This window comes from Pseudarthrobacter phenanthrenivorans, from assembly GCF_036455295.1.
In the GTDB taxonomy this organism is placed as follows: Bacteria; Actinomycetota; Actinomycetes; order Actinomycetales; family Micrococcaceae; genus Arthrobacter; species Arthrobacter phenanthrenivorans_C.
In genome coordinates this window covers 51628-73150 of sequence record NZ_JAYXNX010000005.1, presented here as the reverse complement: position 1 = coordinate 73150, position 21523 = coordinate 51628, and the positions used below count along the sequence as shown (strand labels likewise).

20 protein-coding genes are annotated in these 21523 nt (G+C 64.8%); 15 read left to right on the top strand and 5 right to left on the bottom strand.

Going from position 1 to position 21523, the window contains the following annotated elements:
* Positions 1-780, top strand: a complete 780-nt coding sequence (locus tag VXJ37_RS08170; protein ID WP_331322549.1) for a 16S rRNA (uracil(1498)-N(3))-methyltransferase — start codon at positions 1-3, stop codon at positions 778-780.
* Here the strand turns inward: VXJ37_RS08170 and VXJ37_RS08165 are convergent.
* A complete protein-coding gene (locus VXJ37_RS08165; RefSeq protein WP_331322548.1) occupies positions 767-1717 on the bottom strand; it encodes a GerMN domain-containing protein in 951 nt (316 codons plus the stop codon). The genes VXJ37_RS08170 and VXJ37_RS08165 overlap by 14 nt on opposite strands.
* A gap of 363 nt (positions 1718-2080) precedes the next feature.
* Between VXJ37_RS08165 and VXJ37_RS08160 the strand changes: the two genes are divergently transcribed.
* The 5 genes from VXJ37_RS08160 to VXJ37_RS08140 all read left to right on the top strand — a co-directional run bounded on the left by VXJ37_RS08160 (position 2081) and on the right by VXJ37_RS08140 (position 7603).
* Entirely contained in the window at positions 2081-3169 is a 1089-nt protein-coding gene (locus tag VXJ37_RS08160) for a PhoH family protein (protein WP_331322750.1), read from the top strand.
* Positions 3166-3639 carry an rRNA maturation RNase YbeY gene (gene ybeY, locus VXJ37_RS08155; RefSeq protein WP_141941473.1) on the top strand — a complete coding sequence of 158 codons (474 nt, stop codon included), beginning with the start codon at positions 3166-3168 and terminating at the stop codon, positions 3637-3639. Before VXJ37_RS08160 ends, ybeY begins: the two co-directional genes overlap by 4 nt.
* Positions 3636-4967: a hemolysin family protein gene (locus VXJ37_RS08150; protein ID WP_331322547.1), complete on the top strand. Its 1332-nt coding sequence runs from the start codon at positions 3636-3638 to the stop codon at positions 4965-4967. Before ybeY ends, VXJ37_RS08150 begins: the two co-directional genes overlap by 4 nt.
* On the top strand, positions 4951-5910 hold the full coding sequence (era, locus tag VXJ37_RS08145) for a GTPase Era (RefSeq protein WP_331322546.1): 960 nt from the start codon (positions 4951-4953) through the stop codon (positions 5908-5910). Before VXJ37_RS08150 ends, era begins: the two co-directional genes overlap by 17 nt.
* Before the next feature lie 97 nt (positions 5911-6007).
* Positions 6008-7603 carry an LCP family protein gene (locus VXJ37_RS08140; protein ID WP_440589784.1) on the top strand — a complete coding sequence of 532 codons (1596 nt, stop codon included), beginning with the start codon at positions 6008-6010 and terminating at the stop codon, positions 7601-7603.
* A 94-nt stretch (positions 7604-7697) separates the two neighbouring features.
* Here the strand turns inward: VXJ37_RS08140 and VXJ37_RS08135 are convergent, their stop codons facing one another.
* A complete protein-coding gene (locus VXJ37_RS08135; RefSeq protein WP_331322545.1) occupies positions 7698-9650 on the bottom strand; it encodes a M13 family metallopeptidase in 1953 nt (650 codons plus the stop codon).
* 253 nt (positions 9651-9903) lie between these two features.
* On the opposite strand from VXJ37_RS08135, the gene leuA reads away from it, so the two are divergent.
* The 3 genes from leuA (at position 9904) to VXJ37_RS08120 (ending at position 13332) form a co-directional block, all read left to right on the top strand.
* Positions 9904-11643 carry a 2-isopropylmalate synthase gene (gene leuA, locus VXJ37_RS08130; protein ID WP_331322544.1) on the top strand — a complete coding sequence of 580 codons (1740 nt, stop codon included), beginning with the start codon at positions 9904-9906 and terminating at the stop codon, positions 11641-11643.
* A gap of 85 nt (positions 11644-11728) precedes the next feature.
* Complete coding sequence (gene recO / locus VXJ37_RS08125; RefSeq protein ID WP_331322543.1) at positions 11729-12481, top strand: DNA repair protein RecO; 753 nt, start codon at positions 11729-11731, stop codon at positions 12479-12481.
* Between the two features lie 2 nt (positions 12482-12483).
* Positions 12484-13332 (top strand): isoprenyl transferase, encoded by an 849-nt coding sequence (locus VXJ37_RS08120; protein WP_331322542.1) that lies wholly within the window; start codon positions 12484-12486, stop codon positions 13330-13332.
* Positions 13333-13334: 2 nt separating this feature from the next.
* Here the strand turns inward: VXJ37_RS08120 and VXJ37_RS08115 are convergent, their stop codons facing one another.
* On the bottom strand, positions 13335-14294 hold the full coding sequence (locus VXJ37_RS08115) for an alpha/beta hydrolase (RefSeq protein WP_331322541.1): 960 nt from the start codon (positions 14292-14294) through the stop codon (positions 13335-13337).
* 92 nt (positions 14295-14386) lie between these two features.
* Here VXJ37_RS08115 and VXJ37_RS08110 point away from each other — a divergent pair, with 92 nt between their 5' ends.
* Positions 14387-15457 (top strand): quinone-dependent dihydroorotate dehydrogenase, encoded by a 1071-nt coding sequence (locus VXJ37_RS08110; protein WP_331322540.1) that lies wholly within the window; start codon positions 14387-14389, stop codon positions 15455-15457.
* A 105-nt stretch (positions 15458-15562) separates the two neighbouring features.
* Here VXJ37_RS08110 and VXJ37_RS08105 read toward each other — a convergent pair whose 3' ends face one another.
* Positions 15563-16165 carry a DUF3043 domain-containing protein gene (locus VXJ37_RS08105; RefSeq protein ID WP_331322539.1) on the bottom strand — a complete coding sequence of 201 codons (603 nt, stop codon included), beginning with the start codon at positions 16163-16165 and terminating at the stop codon, positions 15563-15565.
* 92 nt (positions 16166-16257) lie between these two features.
* On the opposite strand from VXJ37_RS08105, the gene VXJ37_RS08100 reads away from it, so the two are divergent.
* Positions 16258-17712, top strand: coding sequence for a dipeptidase (locus tag VXJ37_RS08100; protein WP_331322538.1), 1455 nt, complete (start codon positions 16258-16260; stop codon positions 17710-17712).
* Positions 17713-17896: 184 nt separating this feature from the next.
* Positions 17897-18283 (top strand): HesB/IscA family protein, encoded by a 387-nt coding sequence (locus VXJ37_RS08095; RefSeq protein ID WP_043456239.1) that lies wholly within the window; start codon positions 17897-17899, stop codon positions 18281-18283.
* Positions 18284-18387: 104 nt separating this feature from the next.
* Here the strand turns inward: VXJ37_RS08095 and VXJ37_RS08090 are convergent, their stop codons facing one another.
* The gene (locus VXJ37_RS08090) at positions 18388-18594 is read right to left on the bottom strand and encodes a hypothetical protein (RefSeq protein WP_331322537.1); all 207 of its coding nucleotides are present in this window, start codon (positions 18592-18594) and stop codon (positions 18388-18390) included.
* Between VXJ37_RS08090 and ctaC the strand changes: the two genes are divergently transcribed.
* Genes ctaC through VXJ37_RS08075 form a run of 3 tightly spaced genes read left to right on the top strand, consistent with a single transcriptional unit; the run spans position 18527 to position 21478 of the window.
* The gene (gene ctaC, locus VXJ37_RS08085) at positions 18527-19342 is read left to right on the top strand and encodes an aa3-type cytochrome oxidase subunit II (RefSeq protein WP_440589783.1); all 816 of its coding nucleotides are present in this window, start codon (positions 18527-18529) and stop codon (positions 19340-19342) included. The genes VXJ37_RS08090 and ctaC overlap by 68 nt on opposite strands.
* A gap of 10 nt (positions 19343-19352) precedes the next feature.
* On the top strand, positions 19353-21080 hold the full coding sequence (gene ctaD / locus VXJ37_RS08080) for an aa3-type cytochrome oxidase subunit I (RefSeq protein ID WP_331322535.1): 1728 nt from the start codon (positions 19353-19355) through the stop codon (positions 21078-21080).
* Entirely contained in the window at positions 21077-21478 is a 402-nt protein-coding gene (locus VXJ37_RS08075; protein ID WP_141941446.1) for a cytochrome c oxidase subunit 4, read from the top strand. Before ctaD ends, VXJ37_RS08075 begins: the two co-directional genes overlap by 4 nt.
* Positions 21479-21523: the final 45 nt, after the last annotated feature.

Sequence of the window (21523 nt, the reverse complement as noted above, 5' to 3'; positions counted from 1 at the left end):
GTGAGCAACCCAGTCTTCTTCACATCGCCCGGTTCGCTGGCCGGGATGCTGCCTGGGCATATTTTCGTGCTCGATGGTGCGGAAGCCCGCCACGCCGTAACCGTCAAACGGCTGTCCCCAGGGGAGGCGGTGGACATCGTCGACGGTGCCGGCGCCCGCATGGCCGGGAAGGTCGTCTCCGCCGCCGCCTCCGGGATGGAGGTGGAGTGCGGTTCGCTGACAGTGGAAGAAAGGCCGGAGGTCCGGCTGGTGCTGGTCCAGGCCCTGGCCAAGGGCGACCGGGACGAGCTTGCCATCGAAACCGCCACCGAGCTCGGGATCGACGCCGTCATACCGTGGCAGTCCGAACGATCCATTGTGCGCTGGAAAGGTGAACGGGCCGCCCGGGCGCACGCCAAGTGGGAGTCCTCGGTTGCCGCCGCTGCCAAGCAGGCACGGCGGGCCTGGATCCCGGAGGTGCGGGCCGCCGTCGACACATCAGGGCTATCCGCTGCGGTGAAGGCGGCCGACCTGGCCGTCATCCTGCATGAAGACGCCGTCCGCCCCTTCCGGACCGTCCTTGAGCAATGGCACTCCGGGGAGGGCGCCGGTCCCCGCGAAGTCCTCCTGATCGTTGGGCCGGAGGGCGGGATCGGACCGCGCGAAGTGACGAAACTCTGCGACAAAGGTGCCGTGACTGCCCTGCTGGGGCACCACGTCCTGCGCTCCTCCACGGCCGGGCCGGCCGCCGTCGTATTGGCCAGCGACATTCTCGGCCGATGGGCCGCTAGCGCACTTTGAAGGACCTGGTGTCCTCGTTCCGGTCCGGTTGGCCATCCTGGCCTGCCTGGGCCACCCTCAGTTCATAGTCGCCCACGGGCAGATTGAGGGCAAGGGTAAAGGCACCGGCAGGGTCCGTGGCCGCCGTGGTTTCGCCGGTCAGGAACGGCGCCTTGCTGCCGCCGTCTGTCGACTGCAGGATTTGCCAGTGGAGTTTGGACCCGGGAGAGGTGCTGCGTCCGGTGATCTTGACGCTGCCTGCCGGCACCTCGGTGTTCTCCTGGGGGTCGATGATCCAGACCGGTGCCACCAGCCCGGCAGCCCGGGTCATGAGGGACCCCAACTGGATCTTGCCGAACGCAACATAGTCCGTGTGGCCGTCCACTAGGATCCGGACGCGGACCTGCTGCCCCGCGTCGATCAGCCCCGAACTGGCAGCAGCAGCCGTTGCCGTGTAGATGAGCTGCTGGATGGCGCGGGCCGCCATGTCGGCGTCCAGGTTGCTGTTGAAGGCGTCGGAGGAGACATCCACTGTGATGACGTCCTTGCCGGAAATGGACGTGGCAAGTTTGTCCGGGTTTTGCCACGGGGTGAAGAAGTCGGGGTCCAGCGGCTTCTCCGACATCATGGCCCGCAGGGCCCGTGTGACGGGGTTCTCCTGCTCCGGCACGTCGCGAAATTCGCGGTACAGGAAGATGTTTCCGCCGCTGCGGCCGATCCAGTAAACCGGGGCTTTGTTGGAGGACTGGGTGGTTTCGAGCGGAGCGCTGGTGGCGGGAGCATCAGGCATGGTGCCCCCGGATGCGGGGACGGACGCGACGGTGGCTACGGGGGAGGACCCGCCGTCGGCAGTGCAGCCCGCCAGGGCCGGAACCAGCACCAGGATCCCTGCCAGGACAGCCGGGCGCAGGCGGGCCCTGTATCGTCCTGCCCCATAGGGCGCAGAGGTTACCGGCACAGTACTGCCCTTGTCCTTTCCTGGCGTGGCTGGCCGATCCCCTGGCGGCCTGGTGTTCCAACAGATGCTGGATTTCCAGCATTGCACAGCGGTGCGCAACAACAGCCGCTGCCGGCCCCTTCCGGCACAACTGCAACGGGAACGATATGAGGCCGATATGAAGTTGATACCTAACGGCCGCTGAAAGCCCTTGGAAGGACTGTTCCGCCCGGGCGGCGCCTTCCCGGTATGGGGAGCGTCCAGGTGCTGGCGTAAGATAAAGGGATCGCTGGGCACGGCGCTCCGGGCAACGGGAGCCGGCATCAGCAACAAAAACTAATGACGTCGAACTTCGAGGGGACCACGGGCCTGCGGGCCAGCACCATGACTGAATCAGCGAATGGTAAGCGCCGGCTCAATACGGGCGAAGGCGGTCCGGGGGAATTCCCGCACTCCATGCCCGGCATCCGGACAGAAGTAGTCCTCTTTGAGAACTCCGACCAGATGGTTCAATCACTCGGCAGCCATGATGAGGCCCTGCGGTTCATCGAAGAGCAGTTCCCGGACGTCAACTTCCACGCCCGCGGCAATGAACTGTCCATCAGCGGCCCGGTCAGCGACGTGCCGCGGATCATGCGGCTGCTCCAGGAGGTCCGTGGCCTGGTGGCGCGCGGCACAGTTATCACTCCCGCCGTGCTGCAGCAGTTGGTGTCCCTCCTGCGCACCCAATCCCTGCAGAACCCGGTTGAGGTGCTCACCCACGACATCCTCTCCAGCCGCGGACGGACCATCCGGCCCAAGACGCTGAACCAGAAGAACTACGTTGATGCCATTGACGCCAACACCGTGATCTTCGGCATCGGCCCTGCCGGCACCGGCAAGACCTATTTGGCCATGGCCAAGGCAGTCCAGGCGCTGCAGCAGAAAGAGGTCAGCCGGATCATCCTGACCCGTCCCGCGGTTGAGGCAGGGGAGCGGCTTGGGTTCCTGCCCGGCACGCTCAGTGACAAGATCGACCCCTACCTGCGCCCCCTCTATGACGCTCTGCACGACATGATGGATCCAGAGTCCATCCCGCGGCTGATGGCCGCCGGAACCATCGAAGTTGCGCCGCTGGCCTACATGCGCGGCCGGACCCTCAACGACGCCTTCATTATCCTGGACGAGGCCCAGAACACGACGCCCGAGCAGATGAAAATGTTCCTCACCCGGCTTGGCTTCGGTTCCAAGATGGTGGTGACCGGAGACGTCACGCAGGTGGACCTGCCCTTCGGGACGCGCTCCGGGCTGCGGATCGTTGAGGAAATCCTCCAGGGCATCGACGGCGTAAGCTTCTCGGTCCTGGACGCCGCAGACGTTGTGCGGCACCGGCTCGTGGGGGACATCGTCAACGCCTACAGCATCTGGGATGAAACCCAGCGGAACCGTGTCAAGCATTCAGCAAGCAGGGAAAAACGGGGGGAACACGCGTGAGCATCGAGGTGAACAACGAGTCCGGCATCCAAGTGGAGGAATCGGAGCTCGTTGCCCTGTCGCGGTACATTTTCGAGCAGCTCTACATTCATCCGCAGGCCGAACTGTCCATCCTTCTGGTGGATGAACCAGCCATGGAAAAGCTGCACATCGAACTCATGGACGAGCCGGGTGCCACGGACGTGCTGTCGGTCCCCATGGACGAACTGACTCCCGGAACCCCGGACCGGCCCACCCCGCAGGGCATGCTGGGCGACATCGCCATCTGCCCGCAGGTGGCGAAGGTCCAGGCCAGGAACGCCGGCCACTCGCTCCAGGACGAGATGCTGCTGCTGACCACGCATGGCATCCTCCACCTGCTGGGCTACGACCACGCCGAGCCCGAGGAGAAGGCGGAGATGTTCGGTCTCCAGCGTGAATTGCTGTCCGGCTTCACCGGCAAAGAAGCACCCGCCGAGACCACCCAGTGACGCAACTGCTCCTGGTAGCGGTGGCACTGGTCTTCCTTGCCGTCGCGGCCGTGCTGACAGCTGCCGAGGCCGCGTTCAGTTTCCTTCCCCGGCACGACGCCGAAGAGGCCCTGCACAGAAGCCGCGGCACCGCCATGCGGCGGATCCTGGCCGAACCCGTAGCCCACACCCGGGCCCTTCGGTTCTGGCGTGTCTGGTTCGAGATGGCCTCGGCCGTCGCTGTCGCAGTCCTGATCGCGAGCCTCCTCGACAACGTGTGGCTGGCCGGGCTGGTGGCCACCGGCATCATGGCTCTCCTGGGATTCGTGATCGTGGGCGTGTCACCCCGGCAGCTCGGGCGGCTGCATTCCAGGGCCGTGGTGCGCTTCACCGCTCCGATGGTCCGGTTCCTCACCAGCGTGCTGGGACCGATTCCGGGCTGGCTGGTTGCCCTGGGAAGCTCTGCAGCTCCTGGTGCGCCCGGCGGCGACGACGCGTTCTTCAGCGAGCAGGAGTTCCGGGAACTTGTGGACCGGGCCAGCGAGTCCGACATGATCGAGGACACCGAGGCGGAGATGATCCAGTCCGTATTCGACTTCGGAGACACCTTGGTGCGGGCCGTGATGGTGCCCCGGACGGACATCGTCAGCATTGAAGCCGGCTCAAGCCTGCACCAGGCGATGTCCCTGTTCCTTCGTTCAGGCTATTCCAGGATTCCGGTCATCAACGAAAACACGGACCACATCCTTGGCATCGTCTACCTCAAGGATGTTGCCGCTGTCGTCCACCAGCTGGGCGCAGGCCAGCAGCCGCCCCTGGTGGAGTCACTGGCCCGCGAGGTCCGTTACGTGCCGGAATCGAAGCCGGTCAGCGACCTCCTGCGCGAACTGCAAAAGGAATCCACACACGTTGCCATTGTTATCGACGAATACGGCGGCACGGCCGGCCTGGTGACCCTCGAGGACCTGATCGAGGAAATTGTGGGCGAGATCGTGGACGAATACGACACCGAGAGCGCGGACGCGGTGGCCCTCGGTGACGGGTCCTACCGCGTCAGTGCGCGGATGGGCATTGACGACCTGGGCGAGCTTTTCGACCTGGAAATTGACGACGACGAAGTGGACACCGTTGGTGGCCTCCTCGCCAAGGCGCTTGGCCGGGTCCCGATCGTCGGCAGCAGCGTTGAGGTGCAGGGCGTGTCCCTGCGTGCGGACCGGCTGGAAGGCCGGCGAAACCGTGTCAGCCACATCATTGCGGCACCGGTACCAAGAGTAGAGACTGACCTTGAAGGCCTCCTGGAAGAGGCCGAAGCAACCCAGCAGGGAGTTCCACGTGAGCAAGAAAAATAAGGTTGCGGATACGGACGACTTTGGCGGCTTCCGCGCAGGGTTTTCCGTCCTGGTGGGGCGCCCCAACGCGGGCAAATCCACCCTCACCAACGCGTTGGTGGGTAAGAAAGTGGCCATTACGTCCGCCAAGCCGCAGACCACGCGGCACACCATCCGGGGAATTGTGCACCGGGACGACGCCCAGTTGATTCTCGTGGATACACCGGGCCTGCACCGCCCCCGTACCCTCCTCGGCAAGCGCCTTAACGACCTCGTCGCGGACACCCTCGCCGAAGTTGACGCCATCGGATTTTGCCTTCCGGCCAACGAGAAAATCGGCCCGGGTGACAAGTTCATCGCCGCCCAGCTGGCCGCCGTCGGCCGCAAGCCGGTTATTGCCATCGTCACCAAGGCAGACCTCGTGGACAAGCAGGCACTGACGGAACAGCTCCTTGCCGTGGCGGCCCTTGGCCGTGAGGTGATGGGGGAGGACGGCTGGAAGGACATTGTTCCCGTTTCCGCCACAGACGGTTTCCAGGTGGAGACCGTTGCCGATGTGCTGATCAGCCACATGCCGCCGTCCCCTCCGCTGTACCCGGACGGCGAGCTCACGGACGAACCCGAAGCCGTCATGGTGGCTGAGTTGATCCGCGAAGCCGCCCTGGAAGGGGTCCGGGACGAGCTTCCCCACTCGCTGGCCGTGGTGGTAGAGGAAATAGTCCCCCGGGAGGACCGGCCGGAAGACAACCCCCTGCTGGACGTCCGCGTAAACCTCTATGTTGAGCGGCCATCGCAGAAGGCCATCATCATCGGCAAGGGCGGAAGCCGGCTGCGTGAGGTGGGCACCAACGCCCGCAAGGGCATCGAGGCCCTCCTGGGCACTCGCATCTACCTGGACCTTCACGTCAAAGTGGCCAAAGACTGGCAGCGTGACCCCAAGCAGCTGGTTAAATTGGGTTTCTGACCCACGACAAGGGGGCCCCCGGGGAGCGGGGCGGGGAAGTTCTCCGAGCTGGACCACCAAGTTGGGCCGGGTTCGAATCTAGAGGAAGGTTCACCACGTGGGTCAAGGCCGCGATCAGCGCGACAACGAGGCTGACCTGTCAGCCGGGCCGGGACCGGTGTCCCGCCATTCAGACGGCGGGGCTGTTGGGGCTGCCCGGCACCTTGGACCTTTGCGCGGGATGCCGGTGTGGCTGAAGGCCGTCACCGGCGTGGTGGCACTGGTCCTGGTGGCCGGAATCGTATTTGCCGGGTTCTGGTTCTTCAGGCTCCAGAACAATATTTCCAAAGCACCCCTGAACGCCGGCGGCGAGACCACCGAGTCACCCGGGAACGATGCCACGGGCCGGCTGCAGATCCTGATTCTTGGTTCTGATACCCGGGACGGAAAGAACTCCCAGTACGGGACCGCTGATGATTCCACCGGTTACGGCAAGTCGGACGTCATGATGCTGATGGACATCTCCGAGGACAACAAGCGCGTCAACGTCATCAGCTTCCCACGCGACCTGCTGGTGGACATTCCCGACTGCAAGGACAGGAAAACCAACAAGGACTACCCGGCCCGTACCGGCGTCATGATCAACGACGCCATGAGCGAGGCCGGCATCGGCTGTGCCGTGGACACCGTCAACAAACTCACCGGTATGCAGGTGGACCACTTCATGATGGCCGACTTCAACGCCGTCAAGGAGCTGTCCAATGCGGTGGGCGGTGTTGAGGTCTGCATCAGTGACGCAGTATATGATCCCGACTCAGGGCTGCGGCTGCCCGCCGGGACATCCTCTGTGCAGGGGGAGATGGCCCTTGCCTTCCTCCGCGCCCGCCATGCCTTTGCCGACGGCGGCGACCTGGGCCGCATCAAGGCGCAGCAAAGCTTCCTGTCGTCGCTGACCCGGAAGATCAAGGACGACGGAACCCTGTCCGATCCGGCGAAAATGCTGAAGATTGCCGATGTGGTGACGCAGAACCTGACCGTTGACGAGGGGCTTGCTTCCGTTCCAGCCCTGTTGACCATTGGAAACCGGCTCAAGAACATCGACATCAGCAAGGTCGCGTTCGTGGCAGTACCCACCACGCCCGCGCCCATCGACCCCAACCGGCTGGTCATCGCGGAGCCTGCCGGCGCACAGCTTTTCTCGGCATTGCGGAAGAACGTTGACCTGACCGACCCCACCGCGCCAACAACTCCGTCGCCAAATGAGACGCCATCCCCGTCCGCGTCTCCAACGGCGACGGCGCCGCCGGTGCCGCCCTACAACAAAGCCATCCAGCCCGTAACCGTTGCGAACGGCAGCGGCGTCAACGGCCGCGCGCAGGAACTCGTGCAGGCCCTCGTCGCCGGCGGCTTCACCCAGACCGGACAGTTCCTCGCCCAGCCCGTCGCGAAGACGGCTGTCTATTACGGCAACGGCTTCGATGATGTGGCGGCTGACGTCGCCGCGCTGTTGGGGATCCCTTCAACCCTCATGATTCCGGCTCCCGCCGTGACAGGAGTCCAGGTGTACGTCGGCAGCGATTTCACCACCGGCACCGCTTTCGGGGCCGGCGCAGGGGGCGCCGGCGCGGCCGCTTTGCCGCAGGACATCGTCAACCAGACGGCAGGCGACAAGGTCTGCCAGCAGGCCAATCCGAACGTCATCGTCCGGCAGTAACGGCACCGCCGCAGTCCGTTCGGACCAGGCTTCAGCCAACTAAGGAGATGGGCCCCGCCGTCAAAGGCGGGGCCCATCGTGCATTGGGTTCCGGCTACCAGATGCTGACCCGCTCCGCGGGGGGCATCCACATGCCGTCCTCGCCGGTGACGTCGAATGCCTCGTGGAACGAATCCAGGTTTTTCGCGATCGCATTGGTCCGGAACTCGTTGGGGGAGTGGGGATCAGTGGCCAGCCGCCGGATGGCCTCTTCCTGCCGGATGACCTGGCGCCACCCGGCAGCCCACGAGGCGAAGAAACGCTGCTGTCCCGTCATGCCGTCCAGGGCCTCCGGTTCCTTGCCGTCGAGGCTGATCAGGTACGCCTTGTAGGCGATGGTGAGGCCCGCCAGGTCTCCAATGTTCTCACCGAGCGTGAGCCTGCCATTGACATGGTGCCCGGGCGCGGCAGTGGGGGACAACGCCTCATACTGCGCCACGAGCCGGGCCGTCAGTGCCTCGAATGCCTGGCGGTCCTGGTCCGTCCACCAGTTCCGCAGCGCTCCCCCGCCGTCGAACTGTGATCCCTGGTCATCAAAGCCATGGCCGATTTCGTGGCCGATCACGGCGCCAATGCCGCCGTAGTTGACCGCGTCATCCGCGTCGGCAGTGAAGAACGGAGGCTGCAGGATGGCCGCCGGGAACACGATCTCATTCATCATCGGGTGGTAGTACGCATTGACCGTCTGCGGTGTCATCAGCCACTTGTTCCGGTCCACCGGCTTGCCCACCTCGTCCAGGTGCCTGTCGACGTCCGCGTTGTGGGCCCGTTCCACGTTTCCCAGCAGATCGCGGGGGTCGATTTCCACGGCGGAGTAGTCGATCCATTCGTCCGGGTAGCCGATCTTTGCCCGGAAGGCTTCAAGCTTGCGGAGGGCCTCTGCCTTGGTGTCCGCACCCATCCAGCCGACGTCATTGATGCTGCGGCGGTAGGCCTCGATGAGGTTGGCCACCAGGGTCTGCATGCGCGCCTTGTGCGTCTCGGGGAAATGGCGCGCCACGTATATTTGCCCCACTGCCTCGCCAAGGGCGGCTTCGACGACGGCGACGCCGCGCTTCCACCTGTCCTTGTTCCGGGGCGTGCCGCTGATGGTGGTGCCATAGAAGGCGAAATTGGCGTCCACGAACGCGGGGGACAGGTATGGTGCAGCGGCGCTGACCACGCGCATGGCCAGCCATTCCTGCCACGTGGCCAGCGGCACTTCGTCCAGGAGCGCCGCAGCTCCGGAGAAGAAGTCAGGAGTACTCACCACGATTTCGGCGCGCTTGTCCGGGTCGATTCCGGCAGCGTCAAACCAGGTGGACAGGAGCGGGAAGAGCGCATTGGCCTCGTCCGCGGTCTTAAGGTTGTACGTTTTTTGCGGGTCCCGCAGCGTGACGTTGTCCCAATGGTGCGAGGCCAGCTTTGTCTCCAGCTGGACCACCCGGCCGGCAGCGCCGTGGGGATCCGGAAGTCCTGCCAGTTCGAACATCTTCTCCACGTGCGCCGTGTAGGCCGTAACGACGGGCGCGAACTTCTCCTCCCGGTAATAGGACTCGTCCGGCAGGCCCAGCCCGCCCTGCCCCGTGTACAACAGGACCCGGTCGGGGTTTCCTGCATCGGGAGCAGGATAGATGTAGAACAGGCCGCCCACGTCGGCACGGAATAACCGGCCGGCCAGCGAAATGAGTTCCGGCACCGATCCGGTGGCAGCCACTTCAGCGAGCCGGCCCCGGATGGGCTCCATGCCCTTGGCTTCCACTGTCGCCTCGTCCATGAAGCTGTTGTAGAGGTCCCCGATTTTCCGCTCGATCCCGCTGGCGTCCGCGCCCTTGGCCGCAGCTTCCTCGATGATGTCCCGGACGGCGATCTCGGACCCGTCCCGAAGTGCCGTGAAGGTACCCTCAAGGGGCCGGTCGTCAGGAATCTCGGTGGTTTTCAGCCAGGCGCCGTTCACGTGCTGGTAGAGGTCGTCCTGCGGCCGGACTGTGTGATCAAAGGTGGACAGATCGATCCCCGAAATGGGCACTGCAACTCCTTTTGCTGGGACGCCGCTGCCGGGCGATACACCCGAGGCGTCTGCATGCTGGACTTTACGGACGGTAGTGCCCTTTCATCTTACGCACCCGTGTTACCCTCAAAGAGTGCGTGCAGAGCTCCTTCTCCTTAGCTGCCGCGGCGAGGCCACAGACGCTATCTAGCGCACGGCCCACCCTCGCTGCGGAGTTTGTGTTGCCCGGCCACCCTTTCACTGAAGATCGATAGAAAAGGCCACGAACATCATGCGAAACGCACAGAAGCCCTCAGGAATGCCTGCCCACCGGTACACGCCGTTCCAGGACCAGATCAAGGTTGAACTCCCGGACCGCACCTGGCCGGACAAGGTCATCACCAAGGCTCCGCGGTGGTGCGCAGTGGACCTGCGCGACGGCAACCAGGCGCTGATCGACCCCATGAGCCCGGCCCGCAAGATGAAGATGTTCGACCTGCTGGTCCGCATGGGCTACAAGGAGATTGAGGTTGGATTCCCGTCCGCTTCGCAGACGGACTTCGACTTTGTCCGCCAGCTCATCGAGGGCAACCACATTCCTGACGACGTCACCATCCAGGTCCTGACCCAGGCACGCGAACACCTCATCGAACGCACCTATGAGTCCCTCGTAGGCGCCAAGCAGGCCATCGTCCACCTCTACAACTCCACCTCGGTCCTGCAGCGGCGCGTGGTCTTCAACCAGGACGAGGACGGCATCCTGGACATCGCACTCCAGGGCGCCCGCCTGTGCAAGAAGTACGAGGAAACGCTCGCTGACACGCACGTCACGTACGAATACTCCCCGGAGTCCTTTACCGGCACCGAGCTCGAATACGCCGTGCGGGTCTGCAACGCAGTGGCTGACGTCTTCGAAGCGTCCGCCGACCGACAGGTGATCATCAACCTGCCCGCAACGGTCGAAATGGCCACTCCGAATGTCTACGCCGACTCCATTGAGTGGATGAGCCGCCACCTCCACCCCCGTGAGGGCATCATCCTCTCCCTGCACCCGCACAACGACCGCGGCACCGGAGTGGCTGCGGCCGAACTGGGCTACATGGCCGGCGCCGACCGCATCGAGGGCTGCCTCTTCGGCAACGGCGAGCGTACCGGAAACGTGGACCTGGTCACCCTGGGCCTGAACCTGTTCGTCCAGGGCATTGACCCCATGATCGATTTCTCCAACATCGACGACGTCCGCCGGACCGTTGAGTACTGCAACCAGCTGCCAGTCCCGGAACGCTCCCCGTACGGCGGGGACCTGGTGTTCACGGCGTTCTCCGGCTCCCACCAGGACGCCATCAAGAAGGGGTTTGAAGCGCTGGAGCGGGATGCCGCCGCCGCCGGCAAGGCCGTGGACGACTTTACCTGGCAGGTTCCGTACCTCCCGGTTGACCCGAAGGACCTGGGCCGGAGCTACGAGGCCGTCATCCGCGTGAACTCGCAGTCCGGCAAGGGCGGCGTAGCCTACCTGCTGAAAAACGAACACAGCCTGGACCTGCCGCGCCGCGCACAGATCGAGTTCTCCGGAGTCATCCAGCGCCGCACGGATACCGTGGGCGGGGAGGTCAGCGGCGCCCAGCTCTGGCAGATCTTCCAGGACGAGTACCTGCCCTCCGGCAAGGCGGACGGCCAGTGGGGACGCTACTCCCTGGGTGGGGTCAAAACGGAGACGGACGCCGACGGCGGCATGACGCTCCATGCTTCGCTCACCATTGACGGTGCGCAGGTAAGCCGGACGGGCACCGGGAACGGTCCTATTGCCGCCCTGCTGAACATCCTGCACGAGGACGGCGTGGACGTCCGGGTGCTGGACTACAGCGAGCACGCCCTGTCCGAAGGCGGCAACGCCATGGCCGCGGCCTACGTCGAATGTGCTGTTGGTGAGCGCGTCCTGTGGGGTGTCGGCATCGACGCCAACACCAGCATGTCCTCGCTCAAGGCCGTTATCTCAGCGGTCAACCGTGCCATCCGGGACGCCCAGGCCTGATACGGGACAGTGGTGCCGCCGGTTCGCTCCGGCGGCACCGCCGGGTCCTGCCGGCTCCTGCCACTGCAGGATGGGAAGATAGAGCGTGGTCCAACAGTCTTTTGCCTCCCGCGCGTACCGGGACGACGCCGTGGTGCTCCGTACCCACAAGCTGGGCGAGGCGGACAGGATTATCACCCTCCTGACCAAGCACCACGGGCAGGTTCGCGCCGTCGCCAAGGGGGTCCGGCGCACCAGCAGCCGTTTTGGCGCCCGGCTTGAACCTTTTATGGTGGCGGACCTCCAGCTGGTCTCGGGCCGCACGCTGGACATTGTCACGCAGGCTGTCGCCAAAGGTGCGTACGGCGGGAGCATCGCCGCTGACTACGGCAGGTACACCGTCGCCGCGGCCATGACAGAGACGGCGGAAAAGCTTACGGACGTGGACGGTGAGGCCGGAACTGCGCAGTACAACCTGCTGGTGGGGGCCCTTGCTTCCCTGAGCCGCGACGAACATGCGGCCGGCCTGATCCTGGACTCCTACCTGCTGCGCGCCCTTGCTACCGGCGGTTGGGCTCCCAGCTTCACCGACTGCGCCCGGTGCGGTGTGGCCGGTCCGCACACCGCGTTTTCCGCACCGCTGGGCGGCATGGTCTGCCCCCAGTGCCGCCCGCCGGGGTCCCCCGCGCCCGCGCCCGAGACCGTCATCCTGTTGGCTGCGTTACTGACCGGGGAGTGGACGACGGCGGACGCTTCCCTGCCCCAGCACCGTAAGGAAGCTGCGGGATTGGTAGCCGCATACCTGCAGTGGCACCTGGAACGAGTATTGAAGTCCCTCAAACATGTGGAGCGTAGCTGACAGTGGCCCTGGGAAAAAAGAACAACGCAGCCCGCAGGCGCACCCATCCTGTGGTGGCGCCCTACCCGCACCCCTCCGGCGCGGTGGCGCCGTCCATCCCGGCGGAATTCGTTCCCCGGCACGTGGCCATCGTCATGGACGGCAACGGCCGCTGGGCCAATCAGCGGGGCCTGCCGCGGATCGAGGGGCACAAGGCGGGCGAGCCCGCGCTGCTGGATGTCATGGCAGGTGCCATCGAGTTGGGCATCGAGTACGTCAGTGTCTATGCCTTCTCCACCGAGAACTGGCGCAGGTCTCCTGAGGAAGTCCGCTTCCTGATGGGATTTAACAAGGATGTGCTGCGACGCCAGCGGAACCAGTTGGATGACTGGGGAATCAGGATCCGGTGGGCAGGACGGAGGCCGCGGCTGTGGGGCTCCGTGATCCGGGAACTGGAGGAGGCCGAGGAATTCACTGCCGGCAACTCGACGTGTAATTTGACCATGTGTGTTAATTACGGCGGCCGCGCTGAGATCACTGATGCCGTGTCCGCGATCGCTGCCGACGTTGCGGCCGGCAAGCTAAAACCGGGCGCCATCACCGAACGGACCATCCAGAAATACCTCGACGAACCGGACCTCCCGGACGTGGACCTCTTCCTGCGCAGTTCGGGGGAGCAGAGGCTGTCCAACTTCCTGCTGTGGCAGTCGGCCTACGCGGAGTTCGTGTTCATGGACACGCTGTGGCCTGACGTGGATCGGCGCACGCTCTGGGCTGCCGTTGAGGAATATGCCCGGCGCGACCGGCGCTACGGCGGTGCGGTGGATGCCGCCGCGCCCGCGAACTCCGGTGGGGGTCTTCCGTCGCAGTAGCGTCACCCGTACGCCCGCAGCCAGCGGGACAGCCGGGAGTAGGCATCCGACCGGACGGGCTCGGGCGACAGGAGCACGTCGTGGAGGGCGCCGTCGATTCGCTCCACAGTCACCGTGCGGCCCAGGCTCAGTGCCCTGGCGCTGATGGTGTTGACATCCAGGACGGCGTCGGTGCGGCGCATTTCCTCCGACCACAGCAACCCGTTTGCGCTGCCCTTGGAGAGCAGCACCAGTATCGGCGCCTCGATCTCCAGGCCCCGTGCCACCCTAGCGTGCCCGGCCAGAACCGCACTTAGCCAGCCCGCCCGCACGGGGAAAGCCAGCCGGGGCCGGTAGCGCTCGTCAAGCGGCCATTCGCCGTCGGCCGCACTGCTGATGGTGCGCCAGTAGTGGCCCCGCTCCGGCAGGCGGAGTACTGTCTGCGGCCGGAGACGGGCCACGGGGCCCACCATGCCGGAAGCGGCACGACGCACCAGTGAACTGCCATGCATCTCAAGCCACGGGCTGTTAAGGACCAGCAGCGATACCGCCTCCGGATGCCTGCTGGTCCACAGGGCCGCCACCAGGCCGCCGGTGGAATGGCCCATCAAAGCCACGGGTCCGGGCGCCCCTTCAAGGCTGATGAGCCGGCACGCCTCCTCGATTTCGGCATCGTAGGCAGCCAGGTCGCCCACGTAACCACCCGGTGACTCCGGACGCAGGCTCCGTCCATGGTTGTGCATGTCCAGGGCGTAGAAGTCGTAGCCGGCCGCAGCCCAGAACCGCGCCAGGTCCTTGTTGAAGAAGTAATCGCTCCAGCCATGCAGGAAGAGCACAGCCCGGCGGGGGAGGGTGGCCGCGCCGTCCCGCCGCGGTGGCCGGAGCCGGACCAGGGTGGCGGTGCGTTCCACCCCGTCAGGTCCCGACGCCACGAAGGAATGGGACTCGAAGTCCGCGCCCAGGATGTCCTGCTCCCACTGCATGCCCTCATGCTAAACCGGAGGGCCCGGTACGCATGTCATGCGGCCGGCTTCCTCGTTTTGGAACCGCGCCCCAAGAACGGGAAACTGTAGGCATGCGCGTTTACCCCACTTTCTTCAGGCTGGCCTTTTCATGGATGGACGCCGAGCGCGCCCACAAGATCGGATTCACAGGCATCCGCCTCGCGCATGCATCAGGTGCCGGGAAGGTGCTGCAGAAGCTGACCGCGCCGTCCCCGGCGCTGCAGACCACGGCTTTCGGCGTCACTTTTCCCTCGCCTTTCGGGCTGGCCGCGGGCTTCGACAAGGAAGGCCACGGCGTCGAGGCGCTCTCTGAGCTTGGCTTCGGCCACGTGGAGGTAGGCACCATCACCGGGCAGGCCCAGCCCGGCAATGACAAGCCGCGGCTGTTCCGCCTGGTAAAGGACCGGGCGGTCATCAACCGCATGGGATTCAATAACGACGGCGCCGCGGCCGTGGCCCCCCGGCTGAGGGCAGCGCGTGCCGCGCTTCAGCGCCGCTACCCGGCGGTGCGGCCGGTCATCGGCGTCAACATCGGCAAGACAAAGGTTGTGGAGCTTGCCGACGCTGTGGACGATTACCTGGTCAGCGCCCGCAGCCTGGCACCTGCCGCGGACTACCTCGTGGTGAACGTGAGTTCGCCCAACACGCCGGGACTGCGGTTGCTCCAGGACGTGGAGTCGCTGCGTCCCCTGCTTACCGCCGTCGGGCAGGAAGCCGACCGCGCCGCCGGCCGGCATGTGCCGCTGCTGGTGAAGATAGCCCCTGACCTCAGCGACGAGGACATCGATGACGTTGCCCGGCTTGCCTTGGACCTGAAGCTGGACGGCATCATCGCCACCAACACCACCATCGCCCGGACGGGACTGACCTCGCCTGCGGACGAGGTGGAGAAATGCGGTGCAGGCGGGTTGTCCGGCGCACCGTTGAAGCAGCGTTCGCTGGAGGTGCTGAAGCGGCTCAAACAAGCTACCGGAGATGCTTTGACCCTGGTTGCGGTCGGCGGCGTCGAATCGGCGCAGGACGTCCAGGAACGGCTCGACGCCGGTGCAACCCTGGTGCAGGGCTACACCGCCTTCCTGTATGAGGGACCGTTCTGGGCAGCCAGGATCAACAGGCAGCTGGCAAAGAACCGCCGCTCCTGACCCTTGGGGTGCCGCGGGCACCCCGGCAGCGTGGCAACGATTAACTGGCAGAAAACCCCGGCGGGATCATCCCGCCGGGGTTTTCTGTCTTGAAGTGGTGACGGTTCAGGCGGGGTACTGCCCGCGCTGCACCTGGGGCTTGGGGAGCCGCAGTTTGCGGAACTGCAGGGAGCGCATGGAGCCGTACCAGACGGTACCGCCCTCCACTGCGCCAAACTTTTCGGCCAGCCGCTTGCGAAGCTTCCGCGAAAGGATGAAGACGTCCACGAAAACGGCCAGGAACATCACCCAGAAAGCACCGAGGACGTAAATCATCATGTCGCTGGAGGCCGGGACCACCAGGGACACCAGCACGAAGACCAGGGCGCCAAACATCAGGTACTCGCCCAGGTTGAACCGCGCGTCCACGAAGTCACGGGCAAAGCGCTTCTGCGGACCCTTGTCCCGCAGCGGCAGGAACTTCTCGTCGCCGGTATCCAGGGCCCGGCGCATCTTGAGGCGCTGGTCCTGGACGGCCTGGCGTTCGGCAGCTTTGGAGGCCTTGCGGTCCTCGGGCACCAGCGGGCGCTTGCGGGCAGCTTCCTGGGCTTTGCGCGTAGGGGTGGGCGCCCCCTTTCCGACGGCGCTGTTCTGCCGTGCGGCCGCCTCCGCTGCCTGCTGGTCTATGGTTTCCTGCGCCGTGGGCGCTTCTTTTCTACGTCCGAACACCTGACCAGAATACCTTGCAGCGGGGCACCCTTTGCCGGTGCCCGCGGCTGCCCCGGACGGCCGCCGAATGTGACGGGGGTAATGTTTTGGCCATGACTTCATCACCCGCGGCCACCCCGCACAGCACCGCAGACACCCCGGGAACGGACACCGGGACAACTGCTGGGACGGAAGATCTCCGTTCGGCAGTAGACCGCTCTTTCGACCGGACGCTCTCAAGGCTCAAGGATCTCGTGTCCATCCCAGGCATAGCGTGGCCCAGCTTCGACCGTGCACCGCTGGAACGCAGCGCTGACGCCGTCGCCGAACTCCTCCGTGGCGCCGGCCTTGACGATGTCCAGGTACTCTCCGTCAACAAAGCGGACGGCACCCCCGGCGGCCCGGCCGTCGTCGCGCGCCGTCCGGCCGCCGAAGGAAAACCGACCATCCTCCTGTACGCCCACCACGACGTCCAGCCGGTGGGCGACGAGTCGTTCTGGGAAACCGAGCCGTTCGCCGCCGTCGAGAAAAACGGCCGCCTGTACGGCCGGGGCGCCGCCGACGACAAAGCCGGGATCATGACGCACATCGCTGCCTACACCGCCGTCGCTGACGTCCTGGCCGGTTCCCTGGGGCTTGGGGTGACCTTCTTCATCGAAGGGGAGGAGGAAGCGGGATCACCCACGTTCCGCCCGTTCCTTGAGGCAAACCGGGAACTGCTGCGGGCCGACGTCATCGTCGTGGCCGATTCGAGCAACTGGAAGGTCGGGATCCCAGCGCTCACCACCAGCCTTCGCGGCCTGGTGGACGGCAGCATAGAGGTGCAGGTCCTGGAACACGCCGTGCACTCGGGCATGTACGGCGGTCCGGTGCTGGACGCACCCACCCTGCTGTCCCGTCTCATCGCAACGCTTCACGACGACGACGGCAACGTGGCCATCGAGGGCCTGGTCACCGGGGACACGGCCTCGGTCGAGATGCCGGAAGCGGACTACCGCAGCGACGCTTCGGTGCTCGACGGCGTCAGGCTTGCCGGGACGGGAAGTATCGCCTCCCGGCTGTGGACCAAGCCGGCACTCTCCATCATCGGGTTCGATGCCCCCGCCGTGGACGTGGCATCCAATACCCTGCTGCCGCGCGCGCGGGCCAAGTTCAGCCTGCGGCTGGCGCCGGGCCAGGATCCCGCGGAAGCCATGGAAGCAGTGCGCCGGCACGTGGAATCGCACGCCCCGTTCGGCGCCAGGGTCGTCTTCACCCCGGGGGAGGCCGGCAACCCGTTCCGGACCGACACTTCCTCCGCCGCCGCGTCCGTGGCCCTGTGGGCCCTGGGGGAGGCTTGGGGCGTTAGTGCCGTGGAGACCGGAATTGGCGGCTCCATTCCGTTCATTGCCGATCTGACCGAGCTGTACCCGGCTGCCCAGATCCTGGTTACGGGCGTGGAGGACCCTGATTCGCGGGCCCACAGCGCCAACGAGTCCCTTCATATCGGCGACTTCCGCAACGCCATCCTGGCAGAGGCGCTGATGCTTGCCCGTTTCAACGGCGAAGGACTTGCTGCGCAGCACTGAGCTCCTTTTTGGGCAGGGCGAACCGTGCGGGCTTCCAGGGAACAACCGGAGTGCTTTGACGGTTACGCCAGGAGTTAGAGCTACAGGACTGCCGCGCGTAGCATGTAGCTATAGCCCATACCGTATTTGTAGGGGCAGGCGCCGTTCCGGCGGCGCCGCCAGACCGTCCTAAGAAGGTAGGCCAATGAGCACCTCAACCAACGAAACCAGCACCGCCACCACCGTGGCCAGCGACGAACTGCCCGTTCACGAGGTCAATCTGACCGATGTCGCCGCCGGCAAGGTACGCAGCCTCCTTGAGCAGGAAGGCCGGACGGACCTGCGCCTGCGCGTGGCAGTGCAGCCCGGTGGATGCTCAGGGTTGATTTACCAGCTCTACTTCGACGAACGGCTCCTTGATGGCGATGCCGTGCGCGACTTTGACGGCGTCGAGGTTGTTGTCGACAAGATGAGCGTCCCGTACCTGAGCGGCGCCAGCATCGACTTCGAGGACACCATCTCGAAGCAGGGTTTCACCATCGACAATCCGAACGCCGGCGGCTCCTGCGCCTGCGGCGATTCATTCCACTAAGCCGGTTATTTCGCCTGATGTCCGCGCCGGGTTTCCTGCCGTCCAAAACGGTACGGGGGCTCGGCGCGGACATGTGGGCGAAACGCCCGGCGGAGCGGTAAGCTCTACACCGAGTAGTAAAACTTTTTTTGTGCCCGGAGCGCCTTTGGCTGCCCGGTCAACAGCAACAAGTAGGAAGGGCCGTCTGTGAGTTCGCAGAACCGAACCGGCAGCCGACGCAAAACGATCACCACGATCTCAAGCTTGGCAATTGCCGGCGCGTTGGTTTTGACCGGATGTTCGCCAGAGGTAGAGAAAGGGTGGATGCCCACTGAACGTGGCACCACCAGCAACACCGACCGCATCATGGACCTCTGGGTCAACTCATGGATTGCTGCGCTCGTGGTGGGCACCATTACATGGGGCCTGATCATCTGGTGCCTGGTTGCCTACCGCCGCCGCAAGGGAACCGTAGGTTTCCCGCGGCAGACCAGCTTTAACCTCCCGCTCGAGGTCTTCTACCTGACCATCCCCATCTTCATGGTCCTGGTGTTTTTCTACTTCACCGACCGCGACCAGCAGGCCATCGATGACCGTTCGCAGCCGGCCGACGTCGTAGTTGACGTCCGCGGCAAGCAGTGGGCCTGGGACTTCAACTACAAGTCCGGCAACGTCATCCAGGAAGACCTTCACGAGGCCGGCGTCCAGGCGCACCTCACGGGCAACCCCATTGACAAGGAACAGCTCCCCACCCTGTACTTGCCGGTCAACAAGTCCGTTGACCTTGAACTTAACTCCCGCGATGTCATCCACTCTTTCTGGGTCCCCGCCTTCCTCCAGAAGCGCGACATGATCCCCGGCAAGACCAACTACATCCGGTTCACCCCCACTAAAGAGGGCACCTACGACGGCAAGTGTGCCGAACTCTGCGGCGAGTACCACTCCGAAATGCTGTTCCGCGTGAAGGTGGTGTCGGAATCCGAATTCCAGGCCCACATGGACCAGCTCAAGGCTGAAGGCAACACCGGCCTGCTCGGCGTGGAGTACGACCGCAACCCGAACCTGAACGAAACCAAGTAAGGGGAGCGACGTGGCTACGTACACCCAATCCGCACCAGCGGGAGTCCTGCCGGCTCCCGTGGTACCCAAATCCAAGGGGCGCATCGTCGTCAACTGGATCACCTCCACTGACCACAAGACCATCGGGTACATGTACCTGATTGCGTCCTTCGTGTTCTTCTGCCTGGGCGGCGTGATGGCGCTGCTGATCCGCGCCGAGCTGTTTGAGCCCGGCATGCAGATCCTGCAGACCAAGGAGCAGTACAACCAGCTGTTCACCATGCACGGCACGGTCATGCTGCTGATGTTCGCCACCCCGCTGTTCGCCGGGTTTGCCAACGTGATCATGCCGCTGCAGATCGGTGCCCCTGACGTTGCGTTCCCGCGCCTGAACGCGCTGGCGGTCTGGTTCTTCCTGTTCGGCTCCACCATTGCCGGTTCCGGATTCATCACCCCGCAGGGTGCTGCGTCCGTTGGCTGGTTCGCTTACGCGCCGTTGTCCAACACCACGTTCACCCCCGGCATCGGTGGTGACCTGTGGGTCTTCGGCCTGGCGCTGTCCGGCTTCGGCACCATCCTCGGTGCGGTCAACTTCATCACCACCATCATCTGCATGCGGGCCCCCGGCATGACCATGTGGCGGATGCCCATCTTCACCTGGAACACCCTGATCACCGCCATCCTGGTGCTCATGGCCTTCCCGCCGCTGGCCGCCGCCCTGTTCGCCCTGGGTGCTGACCGCAAGTTCGGTGCGCACATCTTCGATCCCGCCAACGGTGGCGCTGTCCTCTGGCAGCACCTGTTCTGGTTCTTCGGCCACCCCGAGGTGTACATCATCGCGCTGCCGTTCTTCGGCATCGTCTCGGAGATCTTCCCGGTCTTCAGCCGCAAGCCGATCTTCGGCTACAAGGGTCTGGTATACGCCACCATCGCCATTGCCGCGCTGTCGGTGACGGTTTGGGCGCACCACATGTACGTCACCGGTGCAGTCCTCCTGCCGTTCTTCTCCTTCATGACCATGCTGATCGCAGTGCCCACGGGCGTGAAATTCTTCAACTGGATCGGCACCATGTGGCGAGGGTCGCTGACCTTCGAGACCCCCATGCTGTGGAGCATCGGCTTCATGATCACGTTCCTCTTCGGCGGCCTTACCGGCATCATCCTGGCCTCGCCGCCGCTGGACTTCCACGTTTCGGACTCCTACTTCGTGGTGGCGCACTTCCACTACGTGGTGTTCGGCACCGTGGTGTTCGCCATGTTCGCCGGGTTCTACTTCTGGTGGCCCAAGTGGACCGGCAAGATGCTCAACGAGCGCCTGGGCAAGATCCACTTCTGGCTCCTGTTCCTGGGCTTCCACGGGACGTTCCTCATCCAGCACTGGCTGGGTGTCGAGGGTATGCCCCGCCGGTACGCCGACTACCTGCCGGAGGACAACTTCACCTGGATGAACCAGTTCTCCACCATCTCGTCGTTCGTTCTCGGTGCGTCCCTCATCCCGTTCTTCTGGAACATCTACATCACCTGGCGCAGTGCAGAGCGTGTCCAGGTTGATGATCCGTGGGGCTTCGGTGCATCACTCGAGTGGGCCACATCCTGCCCGCCGCCGCGCCACAACTTCACGTCCCTGCCCCGGATCCGTTCGGAGCGTCCCGCACTGGACCTGCACCACCCCGAACTCCGCCAGGTCCACACCGCTGAGTCGCCGGCTCCCGCAGCAGCGGTTCTCGGCAACGCCGACCAGAAGGACACCGCACTGTGAAAATCGAATCCTGGATTTTTGGTTCCGGAGTCTTCTTCTTCGTCCCCGTCGCACTCGTCTACGGCTTCCTCACCAGCTGGAGTGAGTGGGTGGGTACGCTGGGCATCCTGCTGGTGGGCGGCCTCGCCGGCATGATCGGCGCGTACCTTGGCTTCACGGGTAAGCGTGTAGGCCTCCGGCCCGAGGACCGCAGCGACGCTGAAATCCATGAAGGCGCCGGCGAGCAGGGGCACTTCAGCCCCTGGAGCTGGTGGCCCCTGGTTTTGGGGATTGCCTGCGCTACCGGCTTCCTCGGCCTGGCTGTAGGTGCCTGGATCATCTTCATTGCAGGCGGCATCGCCATCGTGGCTCTCGTTGGCTGGGTGTATGAATACAGCCGCGGCGACCACGCGCACTAAGCAAAATACGTAAAACGACGTCGGGCCCCACCAGTGGTGGGGCCC

Coding starts and splice junctions, on each gene's coding strand:
- VXJ37_RS08100 (WP_331322538.1), top strand. CDS start 16,258: ATGACTTCATCACCCGCGGCCACCCCGCACAGCACCGCAGACACCCCG.
- leuA (WP_331322544.1), top strand. CDS start 9,904: ATGCGAAACGCACAGAAGCCCTCAGGAATGCCTGCCCACCGGTACACG.
- VXJ37_RS08095 (WP_043456239.1), top strand. CDS start 17,897: ATGAGCACCTCAACCAACGAAACCAGCACCGCCACCACCGTGGCCAGC.
- VXJ37_RS08110 (WP_331322540.1), top strand. CDS start 14,387: ATGCGCGTTTACCCCACTTTCTTCAGGCTGGCCTTTTCATGGATGGAC.
- VXJ37_RS08115 (WP_331322541.1), bottom strand. CDS start 14,294: ATGCAGTGGGAGCAGGACATCCTGGGCGCGGACTTCGAGTCCCATTCC.
- VXJ37_RS08160 (WP_331322750.1), top strand. CDS start 2,081: ATGACTGAATCAGCGAATGGTAAGCGCCGGCTCAATACGGGCGAAGGC.